Genomic DNA, 18,885 nt, shown 5'->3' with positions numbered 1-18,885 from the left:
CTGCTAATTTTAATCAATTCCCAGCGATCGCCGTTGCTCTGGAGAAAGGGTCTGCAATTTAGCTAGCAGTTGTTGTCGCTGTTCGCGTTCTTGTTGCAGAGCTTGTTCTGCTTGTTCTGCTCGCTGTTCTGCCTGTTCTGCTCGCTGCTGTGCTTCTTCTTCCGGCAAGGGTAGCAGTTGCCCATTGTTCGAGAATAGGCGCAAGACGCGATCGCTAATTCCCAAATAGCAGCCTAATTCATGGCTCCAAAGCCAACCTTGAGGATGTGGTTGAATTGGCTGATATTCACCTTGCAGCAAGGAAAATCCTTGAAACTCCAAAGTCATTGGGTCAAACCAGAAATATTCGGGCACACGCCACACCGATTGATACAGTGCTTTTTTTTCACCGCGATCAACTACTGCGGTCGAGTCTGAGAGTAATTCCACAATTACATTGGGATATTTGCCGCCCTCATGCCATACCGTCCAACTGCGACGAGGATGATTATCGGTTCCCAGCACCACAAAGACATCCGGACCTCGGAAAAACTCCGATTTCTTTTGATTGGGGCTGTAGTGAACTGTCAAATTGCCAGCCACATAGACATCGGTTCTTCCTGTAGAACTACCAGATCGAAACAACCAACGAATCAGGCGAATCAACAGGTCGATTTGGTCGCGGTGCAGATCACTTTCCAAAGGCGGTTCATCGCTCCATAAATCGTCAGGAGGAAAAGGAATAGAGTCATCTGGCAGGAGTGGAGCGATCGCTTTTGAGGCTTGATTAATCATCCTGATTCTTCCCATGCCTGTTGTCTATAGTTTAGCAGTCTGGTGCGGCCGAGCCGCGAGCCACTCTGAGCTTAATTATGCTCGCCAGATGTTAATGGTTTTGTCATCACTACCGCTAACGAGAATCTGTCCATCTGGACTCCAAGAAACGGAATTTACACCATTTTGATGCCCTGTTAAGGTGCAGATCAGTTTCCCAGTTTCCACATTCCAGAGCTTAATCGTCTGATCATAACTGCCGCTAGCGAGAACTTGACTATCAGATTTGAAACTAACTGAATGTACTGGAGAAGGATGTTCGGTGAGATTGTGCAGCAGCTTGCCAGTTTCTAAGTTCCACAATTTGACTGTGCAATCTTGGCTCCCACTAGCGAGAATTTTACCATTGGGACTGATAGCGATCGCCCAAATCCAATCTGTATGTCCAGTAAAATCTTGCCAAATCTGCTCGCTGGCTAAACTACATAACTTGATCGTATGCTCGAAAGTGTCGCTAGCGATCGCCTGACCATCTGAGGTAATCGCTAGGGAATAAACTCCCCATGAATTTTGTGTGAGGTGATTTGTTTGTTTTCCCGTCGCCAGATTCCACAGCTTAATTGTATGGTCTTGACTGCCACTGATCAAAGTCTGACCATCTGGAGTAATAGCCAGAGAACATATCGAATCTAAGTGTGGAGAGAACCAACCACCAAGGTTGCGGACGTGTCTTTTTGTATTTAAATTCCAAATCTTAATAGTTTTATCAGCACTACCACTAGCTAGGGTTTGACCATCAGGACTGATAGCTACACAGTTGACTGTATCTGCATGTCCCTCAAAAGTATGGATATGTTTTCCTGTTGTCAAACTCCAAATTTTGATGGTTTGATCAGCACTCCCACTGACAAGGGTTTGACCATCAGGACTGATAGCCACACAGTTGACTTTATCGCTATGGTCAGTAAGCGTGTAGATACATGTCCATCTCTGCACTTGACTGGTGGAAACTTGAGGGCTTTTGTGAGTAGTTGAAGCTTTAACAGTTTTAGCAATTTGAATCTTGTGACCTGCCTTAACCGGGTGCATTTCTGGCTTCATTTCCGGTTTTTCTGCTTGCACTTTCCCTTGTACATAATCATTCAACTCATCAACAGAAATGAAACCGTCTTTGTTCAAATCTGCGGCACCAGTCTCAATCCCCTCTACTATATATCGAGTGTAAATGCCTGATTCTTCTGCTTCAAAAGATAGCCTGACAGCAGTGGAAGATGCCAGCAGCGCGCACCCCCCACTTGTAGGCTTTGGCTCCCAATCCAAACCGAAAGCGCCACTGTAACAACAATCGAGAATCACCACTTGCCATTTAGAAGGGCTTTTCTGCATAATGTTTTTCACGTTACTTGCTGAGACTGCTGTGGAATAAAAAGCATCTATGCGAGTGTTGCAAGTTGTCAGATAAAGCCTATTGGCATCATCTGTAATCCCGTGACCAGAGAAAAATAAAAGAGTCACGTCGTTCTTTTCACAATTTTTAAATAGCTCTTCAATGGCTATTTGCATTGTGATTAAATCAGGATTTTCTATAGTTTTGACTTCAAAGCCACCCAAATCAGGATTTTGTAAAACTCGCTGCATAGCAGCTACATCTTTAATAGCAGTAGGAATTGGTGGTAAGCCAGTTTCGTACTGACTCACTCCGATCAGCAGAGCCAATTTCTTAGCCATTTGAGTTTCCTTCAAAGGCTTGCTAGTATTTCCTTGACTGCTCTTTCAGCTTCTAGTAGCTCTTGTCGGCTACTAGCTTCAATCTCAATCTTCTTATTATTGGCTTCTACTAATATTTTTATGGGTTTGTTGCCCAGGCGATCGCCCAAAAATCCCAAAAAAGCCTTAACATTTTTGATGCTTACTTCTGCTGTTAATTTTCCTACCAAAAAAGCAATTCCTGGCTTACTTCCTGCTTCTGGATTTTGATCTTGTGTCCGCTCTACGCGCTCTACTTCTTCTAGATTGCTGAGTTGATTCAACAAATTCTGTACTATTTCTTGTTTTTCTTCTGCGTCTAATTCCGGGTCATTTACAGAAATTGTAAATGTAACCGTAGATACTGTTGTCATAATAACTCTAGTTTAAATACTGTTACTGCTTTATAGTAATTGATTTCGTGTAGTGTGTGTGTCACATAGAACCGATTGCGATCGCTGCCACATTCTCCAGTTGCGTCAATGTTTCCACTGCTAGTTTTTTGACTATCGCTTGACTTTGAAGACAATAGACCTCTTGCAAAAGTCCTTCTTTTTGCTTTTTTCTTTGCGCCTAAGAAAGCGGGATCGCTTTTAGCGATTGCGTGAGACAAAAAATTATTTATGTAAGAGGTCTAATAGCGATCGCATCCGTGGGATACTGGTACGGTTGTTTACTCTCGAAATGGTCAAATTACCTATTAGCTAATTTTGACTAGCTGAACTTTCTTCACTTTTTTTCTGCAGGAGTGATTCCCAATCGCTAATAGCTTTGTCTGTCCACAGCCAGTTGTGACTTAATTTATCTACCTGGAAATTTATCGGATCGTTATTGATAATCATTTGACGCAGTTTAATCGCTTCACTTATATAGTGAGATTGCTTGACATCTGGTTGATTATATGCGGATTTATAAAATCCTAAAGCTAACCCAGCATAAGAAGTTAAAGCCTCTTTAGGTACTGCCCCCTTTGTAGGTAATACCTCTTTTGTCGATATAGATGCAGCAACTTTATTTGGCTGTTCAAGAGCTAATTTTAAAGCCTGAAACCAAGAATCATTTGCTCGATTGAGATCATTTTCTACGTAGTAGGCAAATCCTAAAGCGTTTCTATAGACAAAGGAATCTGGCTGAGACTTAACCGCAGTTTCCCAATAACGACGCGCATCATCAATACTATATTTTTTATCTTTACTTTGAACAGATTGCCAAGCCAGTCGCCCCTTCAAAAAGTTGACAGCAGCATCATCAATTTGCTTTTGGGGCACAATCTTTAAGGCAGCTTCTGCAGATGGCAATACACCACGGTTGAGTAGTTCTTCTACAGCCTCCAGCCCACCTTTTAAGTCGCCTTGGTTTAATTTTTCTGTCGCAATAGCAGTTACAATTCCCGTTTCAGCCTTCGGTAAGTTAACGGGAAGTTGATTTGGCGACTGGGCAGAAATTTGGGGTATGTCAGGTAATGCTGACAACTGGCGATTTTGCCACCACCAATTTAAACCGATCAAAACTGCGATCGCACTTGCTCCCATAGCACCCATCATCGGCCAATTTTGGCCTTTGTTCCTGGTTCTCGATCCCTTAGGCTGTGAAGGGCTAAGGGTTGGATTGTTCCAATCCACAGCAAAATTTTGATTGGCTTCATTTGTGGATTCTGCAACTTCGCCCCACAAACTTGCTTCCCCATCAAAGGCAGCTATTTCCCCAGAAATTTGCCTCGATGGAAAACCATTTTCTGTCACTTTTTGCACAAGTTCCGCAGTCATCGGAGTTTGCTCAACCGTCGCTTTTTGAGTATCTAACTGCCGAAACAAATCTGAAACAAGTGCCGAATCTTCTGCGTAGGTTGGATCATCATATTCAATTTCCTCAACCAGATCGCCCCAAGTATCTTCACCGAGCCAATCTAACCCAGAAGAGTCTCGGGTTAGGGAATTCGGGAGCATTTCATTCATTGCCAAAGGCAACTCAGTCTCATCTGCCACAGCAGAATACATCGCCGCCGGATTGGCTCTTAAAGGCGGATGATAATCATTGAGAGCTTCTGCACTTTCAGTGATTTCCGGACTGAGAAAACCGTCAAATTCCGGTTGGAGATACAAAATCGGCAACGCCCAGTACATATGGTGAGAACCATAGGCAGAGATTAATCCCTGGCGTACCCGACCCACACACAAATCTACCGGATATCCCTGATTCAGGTTACGATAGAATAATTGGGTGAGTGTCAGCGCCACCTCATCAGGAATGCGTTCTGACATAGCCAAAATACTTCTGATGCCGCGCTTCACCAGGCTTTCTGTGAGATTGCGTTCCCCTGTTTCCCCAGCCGTATCGGAGTTAGCCCTATATGCTCCTAAACAGGAATTAAACACCACCATTTGAATATTATTGTTGACGAGCAAGCCTGCCAGATCATCCCCACTTAGGGTTTCTGTTAAGCCAGTTCGTCTACTGACAAGATAAATTTCGCCGCCGTTAGGGCCTAAGTTACTATGTCCAGAGTAGTGCAGGACGTGGTAACGCCCTTGTTCCAAGGCTTGGGTTAATTCTTCCCGCCCTGGTTGATCTAATAGAGTAAGTTCAATATCTGGGAGATAATTGCCACTTTCACCAACTCGTGGTGTGTGACGGTGTAGCTCCTCTTGTAGTTTAATAGCTTCTTGTTTAAGTAGGTCAAGACGGACTTGATCTGTAGGTGAGGCAATAACCATCAATACCTTTACGCCACCTTCTTCTGGTGATTTGGGGACATTTGTTGATGGCAAACGAGATCCTGCCAAAACTCCACTTTGGTAGCGAGAAAAAGCCACATAAGGGCCAGTAGCTAGAGGGCGATCGCCAGCGTGCATGACTTCCCACGGCAGACGAGCTAACCTAGTATCCTTTAACCCCAACCTTAAACGCAACACCTGTTGATGGTTCTGAGCTATCCCTTGCGCCGTAATCCAACTATCCCTGAGAGTGCCTTGAAACAGTGCATTATAAAATTGCTGACCCAATGCTACTAAATTAACGGAATTTCTGGCAATGTCGCTTTCTCTCCCACCGGAGGCGAACAAATCACCCTGCAACACCGATTTCAAAGGGTCATTCATCAAATGCCCAGCAGCTGCCAACCAATCAGCTACAGGCCAAGTCACCAGTTCTTCTGCCAATGGCACCCCAGGCGCGACTTGTTCCGTCCGCACCAAGTAGTCATTTTGCCCTACTGGAGTCACGGAAATGTGGAATTCCTGGGTCACAATTTCTCCTATTCGCCTCCTAAATCTGGTTTGAAACGCGAAAGTTTCAAGTCGATTTTTCGCTCCTTCTGATACCTTAGATGCATCCTGGCACTGAATGTTTCTGAACCGAGTTTTTTTTGCTTTCCCCGCTTTTACAACTTTAATCCGGATCGGCTCAGATCCGCATAGAACACTTTATTGGTAGATGCACCTTGATCTTCGACTCCTCTGGTTGGTGAGAGCCTGCCAGAGGATTTTTTTTGCTGTTTACCAGCAGCACAGGAATTGTTGATTTGATGACAATTTTAAATTATTGACAATTTGCTTATTAAATGCATATCTAAACTTAACTCATTAATCTCCAATACATACAAATTTATCCGGATGATATTCATTTCTTCTAGAACAATTAAATGGTAGATGCACCCTGATAACTAACTCCCCTGGTAGGACAACTCCTACTAGGGTTTTTTAATTTTAAAAAAACTAAAAATTCTTTTTACACAGAATCTATCCGGAAGATGGTAGTTAGCCTGAGAACAATTAAGTGGTAGATGCACCCTGATAACTAACTTCCCTGGTAGGACAACTCTTACTAGGGAATTTTTTTGAGGAGACAGTTTACCCATCCACAAAGTGCATGGGCAGGTGATAAGAGAGGATAGTCTAGCGTCACGAGTGAGTTACTAAATTTCTTGCCAAAGCCCTGAGTTTAGCAAGTATACTCCTATTTCATCTAAATTTTGCGGCTAATCTTTGTGCGTATAGCAAATAGTTGCAGCTATTGAGCGTCTACACAATTCTTTTGTAGAGAAACTTTGTTCCTTACTTGAAAATGGCAGATTGGCTTCGAGTCTTACTCACCAATGTTAAACAAAATAAACTCATCTTGCCACATTAGTGCATCTACTTACAGAAACTTCCCTATTTATAATGGTGCAACCCTAACTTACAAGCTTTCCCTTTGCACACAAAATAGTTTTTCGCTACTTGTGAAGGTTTCTGTCCTTAAGTATTCCACAAGTATTAGGCAAATAGCAATGGAGTAATTGATTTACTTTTGTGCGATCGCCTAACTGCTTGGCAGTAGTTACCCTGTCTAATAACTTTTCGTTGGTCTATCCTAGCATTTTTTTTGGTAGCGCTACATATCATTTCCTGACTTGCTTTTATTGTCCGATCAGCTAGATGCCAGACCCCAGAGTAATTACCCTTATATTTGCCCAAATTTTTAATTGTTTTTCTAGAATTCTTCAGGGTTATTGCTTAATTACTATTCTTCCCTGCTAGAAATATTCTCAGAGTTAGTGAATTATGCTATAATTGCTTGCCTATATTCAGACAGTCACGGAGCCACATGACTTTAGCTGTTATTAAATTCTCTTCAGAAGAGTGCGGCATTTGCCATAAGATGTCATTTTATGATGAAAAAGTGGCTGGGGAACTGGGCTTGCAATTTATCGATGTCAAAATGCAGGACACAGCGACTTACCGCAAGTATCGGAAGATTTTATTGACTCAATATCCTGATAAATCAGAAATGGGATGGCCTACTTATATTGTTTGTGATTCTCCAGAAGGGGAATTTCAAATTATCGGTGAGGTTAAAGGCGGTCATCCCAAAGGAGAGTTTAGAAGTCGTCTACAAGGAGTTCTCGATTCCGTAGCTAGTCAGAATTGAGCAACTCAAAGGATTTTACTTCTAGAACAGGGCCAATCATGGCAATAGTCATGATATCTTCACGTACCTCTCCTTTGACTTTGGCTTTTTGCCCTGATTTAAGTAAGTCTTTGTCAGCACCTTTGAGGATTTCATAGGTAGTGCCCTCTTCTGTGACTAACGCCCATGCGCCAGGGCCAAGATGCTTGCGTTCAATAGTGCCTGTAATTGTGATGCTCATATTTTTTAATGGGGATTGGGGACACTTCGACAAGCTCAGTGCAACGCTGGGGATTGGGGACTGGGGATGTGGGAATACGTATTCACCGACTATTGACTCTTGCCCAATGCCCATTTACGCTACTTGTCTTTCGTTTTTCAATGCTAAACGAGCCAGTCCATAACAGAGTAAGGCATTGGCGAAGAGGAATATCCGAGATAAGTTACCGCTTCCCAAGCCCCAAACTGTTGGATCGTAAACTGCATTGACTGTCAAGCAAGCTGCTACGCCTAGGGTTGTGCCGATCGCAAACCATTTCCAACTAGAATGTCCTAACAGCAATGCTACTAAAACAATGGGAATCAATACACTGGCAAATAGGGGATTTAAAGCGTGGGTTCCTTGTAGTGTATTCCCCAGTTCGGGAATAGAACTACCCAAAACCCGGAAAGGCCACTGGGGAAGGTCAAAGATATATATTCCCTTGAGGAAAAATAACCCAGAACTACCGGCGACTAAGCCACTGGATAAAGACCAACTCCAAGAGAAGGGGAAGTAAACCCGTAAAAACCAAGCCAGTAGGTAGGAACCCACTACCATCAATATTTTAGGTATTAAAGCTACTGCACCGCCGTCAATCCAAAAGCCGGGGTTGAGATAGCCGTTATCCCGTAACCACCGGAAGAAATCGGGGAAGCTGATTTGTCCCTCGGCTGCTAGTGTGACTGCAGCATCGGCGTTAAGTTGTCCAGCGCCATAATAGTTCAAACCATCGTCTTGGATGACTCGTGCTGACTGTTTGAGGACTTTCAAAACTTCATCGGGTTCTCTTATTCCCTTAGCTTTGATTAATGCTGCCACACCGGCAACGTGGGGAGAAGCCATACTTGTTCCCTGGAAACCAAGAAACACGCCTTCGCCTTTTTCGTTGATGGTTTCTTGGAGAATTGTACCGGCATCACTACCACCGGGAGCAGAGATATCTACCCCTGCACCAAAGTTAGAATAGGGGGCTTTTTCGCCATCGGGGCCAAATGCCGAAACACCGATAACACGGGGATAACGGGCTGGATAGCTGGCACCATTGGCGTTTTCATTACCAGCAGCGGCGATGATAACTACACCTTTTTTGTAGGCATAATCAATGGCTTGTTTCATTAATTGACTTTCGCCGCCACCACCTAAGCTCATATTAATTACGTCTGCGCCTTTGTCAGCGGCGAACTTAATGGCTTCAGCAATATCGGCAACAGTACCGCCACCATAAGCACTCAGTACTTTCAGTGGCATGAGTTTAGCTTCGTAGGCAATTCCGGCTACGCCATATTTGTTATTAGTCGCTTGGGCAATTGTCCCGGCTACGTGGGTACCGTGTCCGTTATCGTCGCTAGCGTCTTCGCGATCGTTAACAAAATCATAGCCTTTGACGAATTTTGTTTCATACAAATCTCTGACTTTAGTCACGCCAGTGTCAATCACCGCAACTGTGACACCACTACCTTTGGTGCGAGTCCATGCGCCTTCAACGCCGATTTTGTGTAGGTTCCACTGTTTGCTGTAATATTCGTCATTGGGACCAACTAGTGAAGGTTTCGCTTCATCATCTTGGGGGCGTAAAAATTCTCCCAACCAAGTTGCTTTCCCTTCGGGAACTGTCTTGTAAATATAATTTGGCTCAATGAATTCTGTGGCTGACTTAAATTCAGACTTTTGCAGTTCTTTGAGTCGCTGGCGATCGCCCTTGATAATATAGACATGGTCCAATTCGGAAAATTTATTATCGAATTGGGGTGTAACGTTGTATTGTTTAGCGATCGCTTCTAGATCCTGCTTCACCACTTCAGCGGGAATATCTTCCCGAAAATCCAGCAGAATCGTCTCAAATTCGCCTTTAGCTGCCAGTCCCTGGAAATTCAGGAAACCAAACACAGCAGCTACCAGCCCGATGACAAACAAGCTAAATAATATAAGCTTTCTCATATAAAATCATCACCGCTTTTTGCCAGTTTTCTCCCTACCATAACTTATCTACATCCCTTGTTGGTGTACTTTACGCTTTAGTTACAATTTTCACTCAGAATTCAGGGCTGTTTAAACGATGGAACGCGGTCTATTTTGGTTGCCTTTGCTAGCGATTTTCTTCTGGTTAGCTTGGCAAGGCTCACAGGAATATCAAAAAGTTGAGGCTTATCGCGTTTGGGCGGAGCAATTTGAACGGTCTAAGTACGATATCTATGCAGTCTTAGGTCAAAAAGGTGACAATATAACCTGGGGAAAACCTACAGTAAAAGGCCCGATTCAATTAGAAACTTTTTCTTTACTTGATATTCAAAATATCAATCTATTGGTAGATGGCAAAATTGTAGATGTTGAAAATATACCTGATAAAGGTCGGACAGTTGAATTAGAGTTCCTATTTCCCGAACCTAGTAACTCGGTAAAAATTCCGTTTACCGAAATCCCTTTAGCAACAGAGTGGGGCAAGTATTTACAGTCGGCATTGCAAAGTTTGCACTCTTAGCCATAATGGGCGCGGGGCAAGGGGAATAGGTGAGATAATTGCATACTTCAGACTTCAATTGACCTATGAATGTTGTTACTGCATTAACAGTGCCTGTAGCTCTCACCATTGCTGGCTCAGATAGTGGTGGTGGTGCAGGGGTTCAAACTGATTTACGTACCTTTGCTTTTCACTGTGTCCACGGTACTAGTGCTATAACCTGCGTCACAGCCCAAAATACTTTGGGGGTAATGCGGGTTGATGCGATGTCACCAGAGGCGGTGGTGGCTCAAATTCAGGCAGTTGTGACGGATATTGGTGTGCAAGCTGCAAAAACTGGCATGTTGCTCAATCGAGAAATTATCTTGGCTGTTGCCCAGCAAGTAGAACTTTTACAAATAAATAATCTAATAGTTGATCCTGTGATGGTGTCACGTGCAGGTGTGCAATTGATAGATGATGACGCGGTGCAGACGCTCTGCAATGCGCTGATCCCCAAGGCGGTGATTGTGACACCAAATCGCTACGAAGCACAAATTCTCAGTGGGTTACAAATTCAGTCTCTGGATGATATGCGAAGTGCTGCTGAAATCATTCACCGGAAATGGGGAGCGAAAGCTGTTTTAGTGAAGGGTGGAGGGATGCAGGGAAGTGGGCGTGGTGTTGATATTTGGTTTGATGGGGACAAGTTGACAACTTTGACAACTAAGGTGGTAGAAACAAAAAATACCCACGGCACTGGTTGTACTCTATCAGCTGCGATCGCTGCTAATCTCGCTCAAGGAAAAGACTTATTGACAGCGGTACAGCAAGCGAAGGACTATGTCACAACTGCACTGACTTATTCCTTAGATATTGGCAAAGGTCAAGGGCCTGTGGGACACTTCTTTCCATTGTTGGGAAATAGGGGATAGGGCATAGGGGCACAAGGAGCAAATAACTAATGACACTTTGACCCTTGACAAATGACCAATAACAAATGACCAATGACAATAGTTTCAAAATTGACTATCTCTGATAGCATTTCAAGATAATCTGATTAATTTGATTTTTGATACCAAGTAACCAATGCGAACAACTACAAGTTCTGTTCAGACGAATCCACCAAAACCAAGTCCTCCAGCCTACCCACCTCCTTCTGTACCACTTTCTATATACCGGGAATTGGCAGCAGAATTACACACAACAGAGGCAAAACTAGATGCACTCACTGCCAAGAATCAGCAACTAACACAAGAAAATCAATTACTCCGCCAAGAAATTACTAAGGCTGTTCAGGCTTTTTTACACCTGCAAAAGTTAGTAGATCCTCAATCTGTGGCTGCAACACCTGCTGCACCGACGACACCAAGCGATCGCCCAGCCCCTAGTCCGGCTACTAATGTCAAAAATACAACTAACCACCCAGTTGCTAAAGCTCCTCCACGTCAGCAGGTTTCTCGTCCACAGCCACCCGTCACGCCCAAATCTTCTAGCGGCAAAAGCCACTCTACTGAATTCTCAGTGCCTGTAGTGGAAATGATTTCCCCGATGCCGGAAACAATTTTCATCGAAGAGCAGGAGGTGAGTTATTATTCCCCTACCGAACCTGAATCTAAGGAAATTAGTGGCTGGTGGTTAGTCATTACCATTTTGTTAATTATGCTGACTGCTTTTGGCGCTGGGTATTTGGTTGTGCGTCCCCTATTTGAGCACCAAAGTCGTTAGTTGACAATTTCTAGTTTTTGAGCAATTTCTCGGTAAATTCACTCATCCAGGGAATTTATCTATTTTTGGTTGAAGTATGAAGTATGAAATAAAGAAACTTGTACAGTCAGTATTTGGGCGTTTTGTAATGGTTGGTTTATTTGCGCCGTGATGAACTAGTTAAAGCGTCAGACAGTGGATCTGCTTAGATATATAAACGAAGCTAGTAGAAGTTAGGAGTTTCAAAAATGAAAAAAGTAGAAGCAATTATCCGCCCATTTAAGCTGGATGAAGTGAAAATTGCCTTGGTTAATGCTGGTATTGTTGGTATGACTGTTTCTGAAGTCCGGGGTTTCGGAAGACAGAAAGGTCAAACAGAACGCTATCGCGGTTCTGAGTACACCGTTGAGTTTCTGCAAAAACTCAAAGTGGAAATTGTCGTTGACGACAGTCAGGTTGATATGGTGGTAGACAAAATCATCGCCGCTGCCCGCACTGGTGAAATCGGTGATGGTAAGATTTTCATCTCGCCTGTTGAGCAAGTTGTGCGGATTCGGACTGGGGAAAAGAACACAGAAGCAGTTTAACAGTTATCAGTGAACAGTTATCAGTGAACTGTTCACTGATTTAATGTTGCCATTTGGGGTAGTAAAGCTGTCAGAGCTTTGCCTCGATGACTGATTGACTTCTTTAAATCTGGTGTCATTTGGGCGAAGGTTAATTGTTTGTCTGGAACGTAAAAAATTGGGTCGTAGCCGAACCCACCATCGCCACGAGGTGCATGGAGAATTTCGCCATGACAAATACCTTCAGATTGGAGAACGATCGCACCATTGGGACTAGCGATGGCTATTGCACAAACGAATTGGGCTTGTCGATTAACTTCGCTGCCTAATTCTTGCAATAATCTGGCAATGCGATCGCTGTCAGTTTGGCCATAACGCGCAGAATATACCCCTGGTGCGCCATTTAAAGCATCTACCTGCAAGCCAGAATCATCGGCGATCGCCCAGTTTCCTGTTACTTGCGCGACTTGGGAAGCTTTGAGACAAGCGTTGGCTGCAAAGGTATCGCCTGTTTCTTCAATTTCTAATTCTTCGGGTTTGAGGGTTAATTCCCAACCAGAATTAGCCAGGTAAGCTTGCATTTCTCTCAGCTTACCTGGGTTTCCTGTTGCGACTACGAGTAGTTTGGTCATGTGTCAGTTAACGGTTAACAGTTAACAGTTAACAGTGAAATGCCATAACTGACAACTGATACTTCGACTACGCTCAGTACAAGTAACTGTTAACTGATATTACTCTGCCCATTGTTTCGCCCAAGCAAGAGTTTGATGCACTTGATCGAGTGTGGGGGCTTCGCAATAAAGGCGTAAAACTGGTTCGGTACCACTGAACCGAATCATTAACCAGCTATTGTCAGCTAGACGGAATTTGTAGCCGTCGATTGTTTGGGTATTAATTACTGCTAACCCTGCGATTTCCGTTAGGGGTTGAGTTTGCAGTTGTGTTAGTAGACGCGATCGCACTTCCATATTTGCTAGGGGTAAGTCAATACGATCGTAGGCTGAGTTGAAATCTGCTTGTGCTTGTAATTGGTGGTAATATTCCCCTAAATCCAGCCCAGATTCGACGATCGCCTCTAGGACATATAAGGCTGATAGCAGTGCATCTCGTTCGGGAATATGGCTACCATAGCCAATCCCTCCCGATTCTTCGCCACCCAGCAATACCTCCGCGACTAACATTCTGTCAGCGATATATTTGTAGCCAACTGGGGTTTCAAAAACTGACAGGTTATGTAGTGCGGCGACACGGGGAATCAAGTCAGAACCACTAACAGTTTTGACGATTTCACCACTAAAGCCGCGTCTGAGGGTCAAGTGGTCAATTAAGATGGGGATTAAGATTTGAGAGCTTAAAAAATTCGCTTCTGAGTCTACTGCAGCGATGCGATCGCAGTCTCCGTCAAAGACTAAACCCACGGCTAAACCTGTCGTATTCGCTTCGCGATGGGTTTTGATCACCTCAAACAGACGCGAAATGTATTTAGGTAAAGGTTCTGGTGCGCCACCGCCAAACAGGGGATCGCGTTCGCTATTGATTTCTCTAACTTGTTCGCCTAGTAGCCTGGATAATCCACCTGCAGCGGCACCATGCATCACATCGGCAAATACTGTCACCTTACCAGAGGCTAGAGCATCTTGAATTTTGCGGATATCAACTTTACCTTCTAGGGCTTGAGTATAACTAGGCCAAGGATTAAAATACTCTAACTTTCCTCTGGTAGCTACGGGTGGTAATCCTATCGTGAATAAAGCTTCTATCTCTTTTGTGACTTCTGGTGGCACGGAACCACCAAAAGCACCCTTGACTTTTAATCCTAAATAATTCCCAGGGTTATGACTGGCTGTAATTACCAGTGCCCCCAAAGCATTGAGTTGTTTTGCTGCCCAGCTAAAGGCTGGGGTAGGGGCATAGCTATCGCTGAGTAGGACATCAAACCCGATCGCAGTTACAGAATCAGCGACAACACGGGCAAAGTCTTCTGCCATAAATCGGCGATCGTAACCGACAATGATTGTTCGGCTACCCACTGTCGAGAAATATGTGTCATATAATACTTTTGCTGCAATTGGCGCGACCAAGGCTAGGCGTTCAAAGGTGAACTCATCACCAATAACACCCCGCCAGCCGTCTGTACCAAACTTGATGGGGTTAACTACAACTGGCATTGAAGTATCCTAATTTTTTACCTGAGGATTCTACCATTTATACAGTATGCGCTGTAAAAAAAGAATCTAGTAATATTTTTGTTTAATTGCTACTCAACTGTGTTGATGTCAAAGTGAAAAGATGCGTGTTTCCCAGATGCGATCGCCTATTAGATAAAATATTAGCAAGACTATAACTAAAAGGACAGAAAAAATTTCAATAAAATATAAAAAATATTCCGATAATTCTATCACTAAATAGGCAAAAAACTAGAGTAATTGTATCAAAAATTATGTCGGAATTATGGACTCATTTTTTTAGCACGGGGTCTTTTATCCCTCACGGGCACTGCTATCTATGGCAAACAAATTTAGTTTGGCTACATATAGTCTCAGATGCAATTATTGCGTTGGCCTATTACTCTATTCCCACAACACTATTTTACTTTGTTCGCAAACGAAAGGATCTACCTTTTTACTGGATTTTTCTCCTGTTTAGCGCCTTTATCGTTGCTTGTGGCACTACTCATATTATGGAGATTTGGACACTTTGGTATCCGACTTATTGGCTATCGGGATCAATCAAAGCGATAACAGCAATCATATCTTTATTTACAGCTTTAGAGCTTGTACCGTTAGTTCCACAAGCTCTGGCGCTTCCTAGTCCTGCTCAATTAAAACAAGCAAACCAAGAACTACAAACACAAATAAATGAGCGTTTGCGGGTAGAAGCAGAACTAAGAAAATATCAGAATCATTTGGAAGAGTTAGTCACTCTACGTACCAATGAGATTACCAAAACCAACGAGCAATTAGAACAAGAAATTGCCGAGCGCCAGCGAATTTTAGAAGTTTTAAGGCAAAGCGAGGAGCGCTACCGTTATTTAGCTGAGGCAATTCCCCAACTCGTATGGACAACTGATGCTGATGGTCAATGTGATTATTTTAATCACAATTGGTGCGAGTACACTGGACTAACATTAGAGCAATCGTTGGGTTCTGGTTGGTTAGCAGCATTACATCCAGATGACATAAATAGTGCTAACGAGGTGTGGTTAAATGCTGTCAAAGCTGGCACTTTATATGAAAATGAATACCGATTCAAACGAGCTGCTGATGGTTCCTATCGCTGGCAGCTAGCGCGAGGGTTACCACTTAAAGATGAGCAAGGGTTTGTAGTGAAATGGTTCGGAACTTGTACAGATATTCACGAACAAAAAGAAATACAGCAAGAACGCGCATATCTGCTGCAATTAGAGCAAGCAGCGCGAGCTAAAGCGGAAACAGCCAACCGCATCAAAGATGAATTCATTGCCGTACTCTCCCACGAGCTACGGACTCCACTTAACGCAATTCTTGGGTGGTCTAAACTTTTACAAGATCATAGTTTTGACAAAGCACAGACATCTCAAGCGCTAGCAACAATTGAGCGCAATGCCAAGTTACAGGTGCAATTAATTGAGGACTTGCTGGATATTTCTAGAGTTTTACAGGGTAAGTTGACTCTGAATATTACGAATGTCAACTTAGAATCTACAATTTTGCCTGCAATAGAAACAATGCATTTAGCCGCAGCAAGTAAGTCTATTGAGGTGAAGACAGTATTTGCACCCAATGTAGGACAAGTTATGGGTGATTCTACTCGCTTGCAGCAAGTCGTCTGGAATCTCCTTTCTAATGCGATCAAATTTACTCCTAGAGGAGGAAAGGTAGAAATCCAGCTAAGACAGGTTGATGGCTATGCTCAAATCATTGTTAGCGATACAGGTAAGGGGATTAGCGCCGACTTTTTGCCATACACATTTGATTATTTCCGGCAAGCAGATAGCAGTTCTACTAGAAAATTTGGTGGATTAGGGCTAGGACTGGCAATTGTACGTAACATCATTGAAATGCATGGGGGCACTATTAATGCAGAAAGTCCTGGTGAGGGACAGGGGGCAACATTTACTGTCAGGTTACCGCTTATCCAAAATGAAAGATCGAGTATAACAGATGAACAAAATCAGCCCAAATTTATAGATACCGACTCTTTACCCCTTGTTGGTGTCAGGGTTTTGGTTGTTGATGATGATGCTGATTCACGAGATTTTGTGAAGTTTATCTTAGAGCAAGATGGGGCGGATGCGATCGCAGTAAGTTCTGCATTTGAAGCCATACAAGCCTTAGTAGAGTTCCAGCCTGACGTGTTGGTAAGTGATATTGGGATGCCTGACGTGGATGGCTATATGCTCATGCGTGAAGTGAGAACTTGGACAGCAGCACAAGGTGGACAAATCCCTGCGATCGCTTTGACTGCCTTTGCTAGCAGCTATGACCAACAACAAGCAATAACAGCAGGATTTCAATTGCATTTATCCAAGCCTCTGAATGCGGAGGAACTAGTTGCAGCTATTGTGAGACTTGTGGAAACAAGGAGATCAAGGTGATTTTGCAACAGTCCTGTTGCCCATTCCCTGCTATATCTAAATATTAATAATCCTTAATAGTATTAACTATTAAGGATTGCGGCTAGGAGCAAAAAATGCTCAACACACTGATATTTTTTTAAAAATCATCGAGATACTGACTAAGTCGGCTGATGACGGGGTCAACCTCTTGAGGAGAGGCAGGAGGAACATAAGTAGTATTGACTACATCTACTACTGTTGCTGATGTGCTTGGAGACTGAACGAATGAGCGATCGTTGAGCATGATAGCCAATTGTGCCACTTGTTGATTAAGCTGCAGAATATGGCGTTCCATAGCCTCCAAGCGATTAGATTCCTTGGCAAAAAAACGTTCCTCAAGGTCAGCCATTTGACGTTGCAGTTCACCGATTTGTTGTTCAACCGATCCTGTTGCTGTTGTTTTCGGACCAGGTTTTACTGATTCCGGTACACATAAAGATTGCCATAGGGCTTCTTTACAGAGGTCGCTGAAAGTTTTGTCAGCTTGTTTCTCTAAATAGCTTTCTACAAGCGCCAACAAACTTTCATCAGCAACCCCTGGATTGAACGTGACCGATTTCACTACTTTTTTTGACCATTGGAACATCAGTTTTAAGCCCTAGCGGAGCGACTGGAGGACAACTGGGCCTCTCCATAAATATACTGCCCCAGAGCATTAGCTTGTCGAGAAGGTGCTGCTAAATGAGCATTAATTTGGGCTTCTTTCAGTAGGCGTTGCACATCTTCCCAGAAAAATTCACCACCTCCACCAGTGAGAATTACATCCGTTACCCGTTCTGGCAACCACGCTAATACACGGGCAGAAATTTCTCGAGAAAACTGTTCTATGAGGTTGGGGAGGAAGTCGTCTAGGTTGGTGGGCTTATTGACACCTCTAGGACGGTAAAAACGTTCACCCTTGGGTTTGTTGACGGCAGAAATTAATGCCAGCGATTGACTATCTGCGCTGTCGATTTGAGCTGCGACTAGTTCATAAAACTTATTCATTCCAAAGTCTTCACTCTTGGAAGCAGCTCGAGCAAAGCGGAAATTATCTACCATCAACAGATCGATGGTTTGATGGCCAATATCGACGATCGCCACCGATATTTTTGTAAAATCAGGGCTATTAGGTTGTCTTTTTGGTTGAGCTTCAGACCACAGCAGACTACCATAGCCTTCTGGCATGACCCAAACTTTACTGACATTCAGGCTCACAGATTCGCCTCGAAAATTAAACACATGGGGACCAGTTACCTGGCTAATTAACTGTGCTTTTTCCTTTTCAAATTGCTCTAAAGAAAGGAAAGGCAAACCCAATACAACTGAAACTTCGTCTTTGAGTTTGAAATAACCAGCACTCGCTAACACTTTGACTATCGCAGATTCTACTTTAGATTGACCCACTCCCAGATTTGCCCCAAAGTCTGCTGCCAGTTGACCCACAGCATATCCACTACCTTGATACTCTAGCCACAAATCCATTAAAGGGTCAGTAGCACGGGCTTCAAATGTGCCCCCACGTACCTGTTCGATAGAGGTTTGCTTGACGTTGGCGGGTACAAATACCACATTACCTGGTTCGCGGCTGACACAAGTTTTTGTGGAAGTTCTGCCTAAATCAACACTGAGAATAGCTTTACCCGAAATGGTACTTGGTAGCTTAGTACCTGTAGTGGAATTGATGGGTGTAGATGCCGACACTCTATTCATTGGGATAGCTGCGGCATTTATTGGAGTAGCTGCGGAAGGTTGGTCTGTCATGAAAGCTCCTAATCCTAACTTAACTGTAAAAAGTTATCATGCTCATCTTACAAAAATGCGAGCTACCAGAAATTCCCGGTTGCGTCAAGTGTAGCTAGAAATACGCAAAAAGTTAATTGAGGTGATACCTCCATTGGGCTTTGCCAACGCGCATTTAGCACTATTTGCCATAGTGTAGGCGAATTTT

16 protein-coding genes are annotated in these 18,885 nt (G+C 43.5%); 6 read left to right on the top strand and 10 right to left on the bottom strand.

The genetic code is table 11. The features are described from left to right. Nucleotides 1-9: 9 nt before the first annotated feature. From CAL7507_RS26230 to hetF, 4 genes are all read right to left on the bottom strand, one after another. Complete coding sequence (locus tag CAL7507_RS26230; RefSeq protein WP_015131513.1) at nucleotides 10-774, bottom strand: Uma2 family endonuclease; 765 nt, start codon at nucleotides 772-774, stop codon at nucleotides 10-12. Between the two features lie 75 nt (nucleotides 775-849). Then, nucleotides 850-2,481, bottom strand: coding sequence for a caspase family protein (locus tag CAL7507_RS30265; RefSeq protein WP_015131512.1), 1,632 nt, complete (start codon nucleotides 2,479-2,481; stop codon nucleotides 850-852). Nucleotides 2,482-2,492: 11 nt separating this feature from the next. Further along, the gene (locus CAL7507_RS26220) at nucleotides 2,493-2,873 is read right to left on the bottom strand and encodes a hypothetical protein (RefSeq protein ID WP_015131511.1); all 381 of its coding nucleotides are present in this window, start codon (nucleotides 2,871-2,873) and stop codon (nucleotides 2,493-2,495) included. 330 nt (nucleotides 2,874-3,203) lie between these two features. After that, on the bottom strand, nucleotides 3,204-5,744 hold the full coding sequence (gene hetF / locus CAL7507_RS26215) for a cell division protein HetF (RefSeq protein WP_015131510.1): 2,541 nt from the start codon (nucleotides 5,742-5,744) through the stop codon (nucleotides 3,204-3,206). A gap of 1,339 nt (nucleotides 5,745-7,083) precedes the next feature. Between hetF and CAL7507_RS26210 the strand changes: the two genes are divergently transcribed. Continuing rightward, complete coding sequence (locus CAL7507_RS26210; RefSeq protein WP_015131509.1) at nucleotides 7,084-7,407, top strand: hypothetical protein; 324 nt, start codon at nucleotides 7,084-7,086, stop codon at nucleotides 7,405-7,407. Here CAL7507_RS26210 and CAL7507_RS26205 read toward each other — a convergent pair. Both CAL7507_RS26205 and CAL7507_RS26200 read right to left on the bottom strand, forming a co-directional pair. Beyond that, entirely contained in the window at nucleotides 7,394-7,627 is a 234-nt protein-coding gene (locus CAL7507_RS26205; protein WP_042342527.1) for a hypothetical protein, read from the bottom strand. The genes CAL7507_RS26210 and CAL7507_RS26205 overlap by 14 nt on opposite strands. A 114-nt stretch (nucleotides 7,628-7,741) precedes the next feature. After that, the gene (locus CAL7507_RS26200) at nucleotides 7,742-9,586 is read right to left on the bottom strand and encodes a S8 family peptidase (protein WP_015131507.1); all 1,845 of its coding nucleotides are present in this window, start codon (nucleotides 9,584-9,586) and stop codon (nucleotides 7,742-7,744) included. A gap of 118 nt (nucleotides 9,587-9,704) precedes the next feature. On the opposite strand from CAL7507_RS26200, the gene CAL7507_RS26195 reads away from it, so the two are divergent. The 4 genes from CAL7507_RS26195 (at nucleotide 9,705) to CAL7507_RS26180 (ending at nucleotide 12,379) form a co-directional block, all read left to right on the top strand. Continuing rightward, the gene (locus CAL7507_RS26195; protein WP_015131506.1) at nucleotides 9,705-10,127 is read left to right on the top strand and encodes a hypothetical protein; all 423 of its coding nucleotides are present in this window, start codon (nucleotides 9,705-9,707) and stop codon (nucleotides 10,125-10,127) included. A gap of 65 nt (nucleotides 10,128-10,192) precedes the next feature. Beyond that, on the top strand, nucleotides 10,193-11,020 hold the full coding sequence (gene thiD / locus CAL7507_RS26190) for a bifunctional hydroxymethylpyrimidine kinase/phosphomethylpyrimidine kinase (RefSeq protein WP_015131505.1): 828 nt from the start codon (nucleotides 10,193-10,195) through the stop codon (nucleotides 11,018-11,020). Between the two features lie 154 nt (nucleotides 11,021-11,174). Next, the gene (locus CAL7507_RS26185; protein ID WP_015131504.1) at nucleotides 11,175-11,813 is read left to right on the top strand and encodes a hypothetical protein; all 639 of its coding nucleotides are present in this window, start codon (nucleotides 11,175-11,177) and stop codon (nucleotides 11,811-11,813) included. Nucleotides 11,814-12,040: 227 nt separating this feature from the next. Then, on the top strand, nucleotides 12,041-12,379 hold the full coding sequence (locus CAL7507_RS26180) for a P-II family nitrogen regulator (RefSeq protein ID WP_015131503.1): 339 nt from the start codon (nucleotides 12,041-12,043) through the stop codon (nucleotides 12,377-12,379). A 32-nt stretch (nucleotides 12,380-12,411) separates the two neighbouring features. On the opposite strand, the gene rdgB is transcribed toward CAL7507_RS26180, so the two are convergent. Further along, entirely contained in the window at nucleotides 12,412-12,990 is a 579-nt protein-coding gene (gene rdgB, locus CAL7507_RS26175; RefSeq protein WP_015131502.1) for an RdgB/HAM1 family non-canonical purine NTP pyrophosphatase, read from the bottom strand. Between the two features lie 99 nt (nucleotides 12,991-13,089). Beyond that, nucleotides 13,090-14,526, bottom strand: a complete 1,437-nt coding sequence (locus CAL7507_RS26170) for a phosphoglucomutase/phosphomannomutase family protein (protein WP_015131501.1) — start codon at nucleotides 14,524-14,526, stop codon at nucleotides 13,090-13,092. Between the two features lie 272 nt (nucleotides 14,527-14,798). Between CAL7507_RS26170 and CAL7507_RS26165 the strand changes: the two genes are divergently transcribed. Next, nucleotides 14,799-16,934: a hybrid sensor histidine kinase/response regulator gene (locus CAL7507_RS26165; protein WP_015131500.1), complete on the top strand. Its 2,136-nt coding sequence runs from the start codon at nucleotides 14,799-14,801 to the stop codon at nucleotides 16,932-16,934. 118 nt (nucleotides 16,935-17,052) lie between these two features. On the opposite strand, the gene CAL7507_RS26160 is transcribed toward CAL7507_RS26165, so the two are convergent. Further along, nucleotides 17,053-17,541: a hypothetical protein gene (locus CAL7507_RS26160; protein WP_015131499.1), complete on the bottom strand. Its 489-nt coding sequence runs from the start codon at nucleotides 17,539-17,541 to the stop codon at nucleotides 17,053-17,055. 5 nt (nucleotides 17,542-17,546) lie between these two features. Next, nucleotides 17,547-18,698 carry a ParM/StbA family protein gene (locus CAL7507_RS26155; RefSeq protein ID WP_015131498.1) on the bottom strand — a complete coding sequence of 384 codons (1,152 nt, stop codon included), beginning with the start codon at nucleotides 18,696-18,698 and terminating at the stop codon, nucleotides 17,547-17,549. Between the last annotated feature and the right edge of the window lie 187 nt (nucleotides 18,699-18,885).

Source organism: Calothrix sp. PCC 7507 (assembly GCF_000316575.1).
GTDB lineage: Bacteria > Cyanobacteriota > Cyanobacteriia > Cyanobacteriales > Nostocaceae > Fortiea.
Note: the sequence above shows the minus strand (reverse complement) of the source record. Positions and strands in the feature narration are given on the sequence as shown.

Coding starts and splice junctions, on each gene's coding strand:
- thiD (WP_015131505.1), top strand. CDS start 10,193: ATGAATGTTGTTACTGCATTAACAGTGCCTGTAGCTCTCACCATTGCT.
- CAL7507_RS26205 (WP_042342527.1), bottom strand. CDS start 7,627: ATGAGCATCACAATTACAGGCACTATTGAACGCAAGCATCTTGGCCCT.
- CAL7507_RS26195 (WP_015131506.1), top strand. CDS start 9,705: ATGGAACGCGGTCTATTTTGGTTGCCTTTGCTAGCGATTTTCTTCTGG.
- CAL7507_RS26185 (WP_015131504.1), top strand. CDS start 11,175: ATGCGAACAACTACAAGTTCTGTTCAGACGAATCCACCAAAACCAAGT.
- CAL7507_RS26170 (WP_015131501.1), bottom strand. CDS start 14,526: ATGCCAGTTGTAGTTAACCCCATCAAGTTTGGTACAGACGGCTGGCGG.
- CAL7507_RS30265 (WP_015131512.1), bottom strand. CDS start 2,481: ATGGCTAAGAAATTGGCTCTGCTGATCGGAGTGAGTCAGTACGAAACT.
- rdgB (WP_015131502.1), bottom strand. CDS start 12,990: ATGACCAAACTACTCGTAGTCGCAACAGGAAACCCAGGTAAGCTGAGA.
- CAL7507_RS26210 (WP_015131509.1), top strand. CDS start 7,084: ATGACTTTAGCTGTTATTAAATTCTCTTCAGAAGAGTGCGGCATTTGC.
- CAL7507_RS26165 (WP_015131500.1), top strand. CDS start 14,799: ATGTCGGAATTATGGACTCATTTTTTTAGCACGGGGTCTTTTATCCCT.
- CAL7507_RS26230 (WP_015131513.1), bottom strand. CDS start 774: ATGATTAATCAAGCCTCAAAAGCGATCGCTCCACTCCTGCCAGATGAC.
- CAL7507_RS26160 (WP_015131499.1), bottom strand. CDS start 17,541: ATGTTCCAATGGTCAAAAAAAGTAGTGAAATCGGTCACGTTCAATCCA.
- CAL7507_RS26220 (WP_015131511.1), bottom strand. CDS start 2,873: ATGACAACAGTATCTACGGTTACATTTACAATTTCTGTAAATGACCCG.
- CAL7507_RS26155 (WP_015131498.1), bottom strand. CDS start 18,698: ATGACAGACCAACCTTCCGCAGCTACTCCAATAAATGCCGCAGCTATC.
- CAL7507_RS26180 (WP_015131503.1), top strand. CDS start 12,041: ATGAAAAAAGTAGAAGCAATTATCCGCCCATTTAAGCTGGATGAAGTG.
- CAL7507_RS26200 (WP_015131507.1), bottom strand. CDS start 9,586: ATGAGAAAGCTTATATTATTTAGCTTGTTTGTCATCGGGCTGGTAGCT.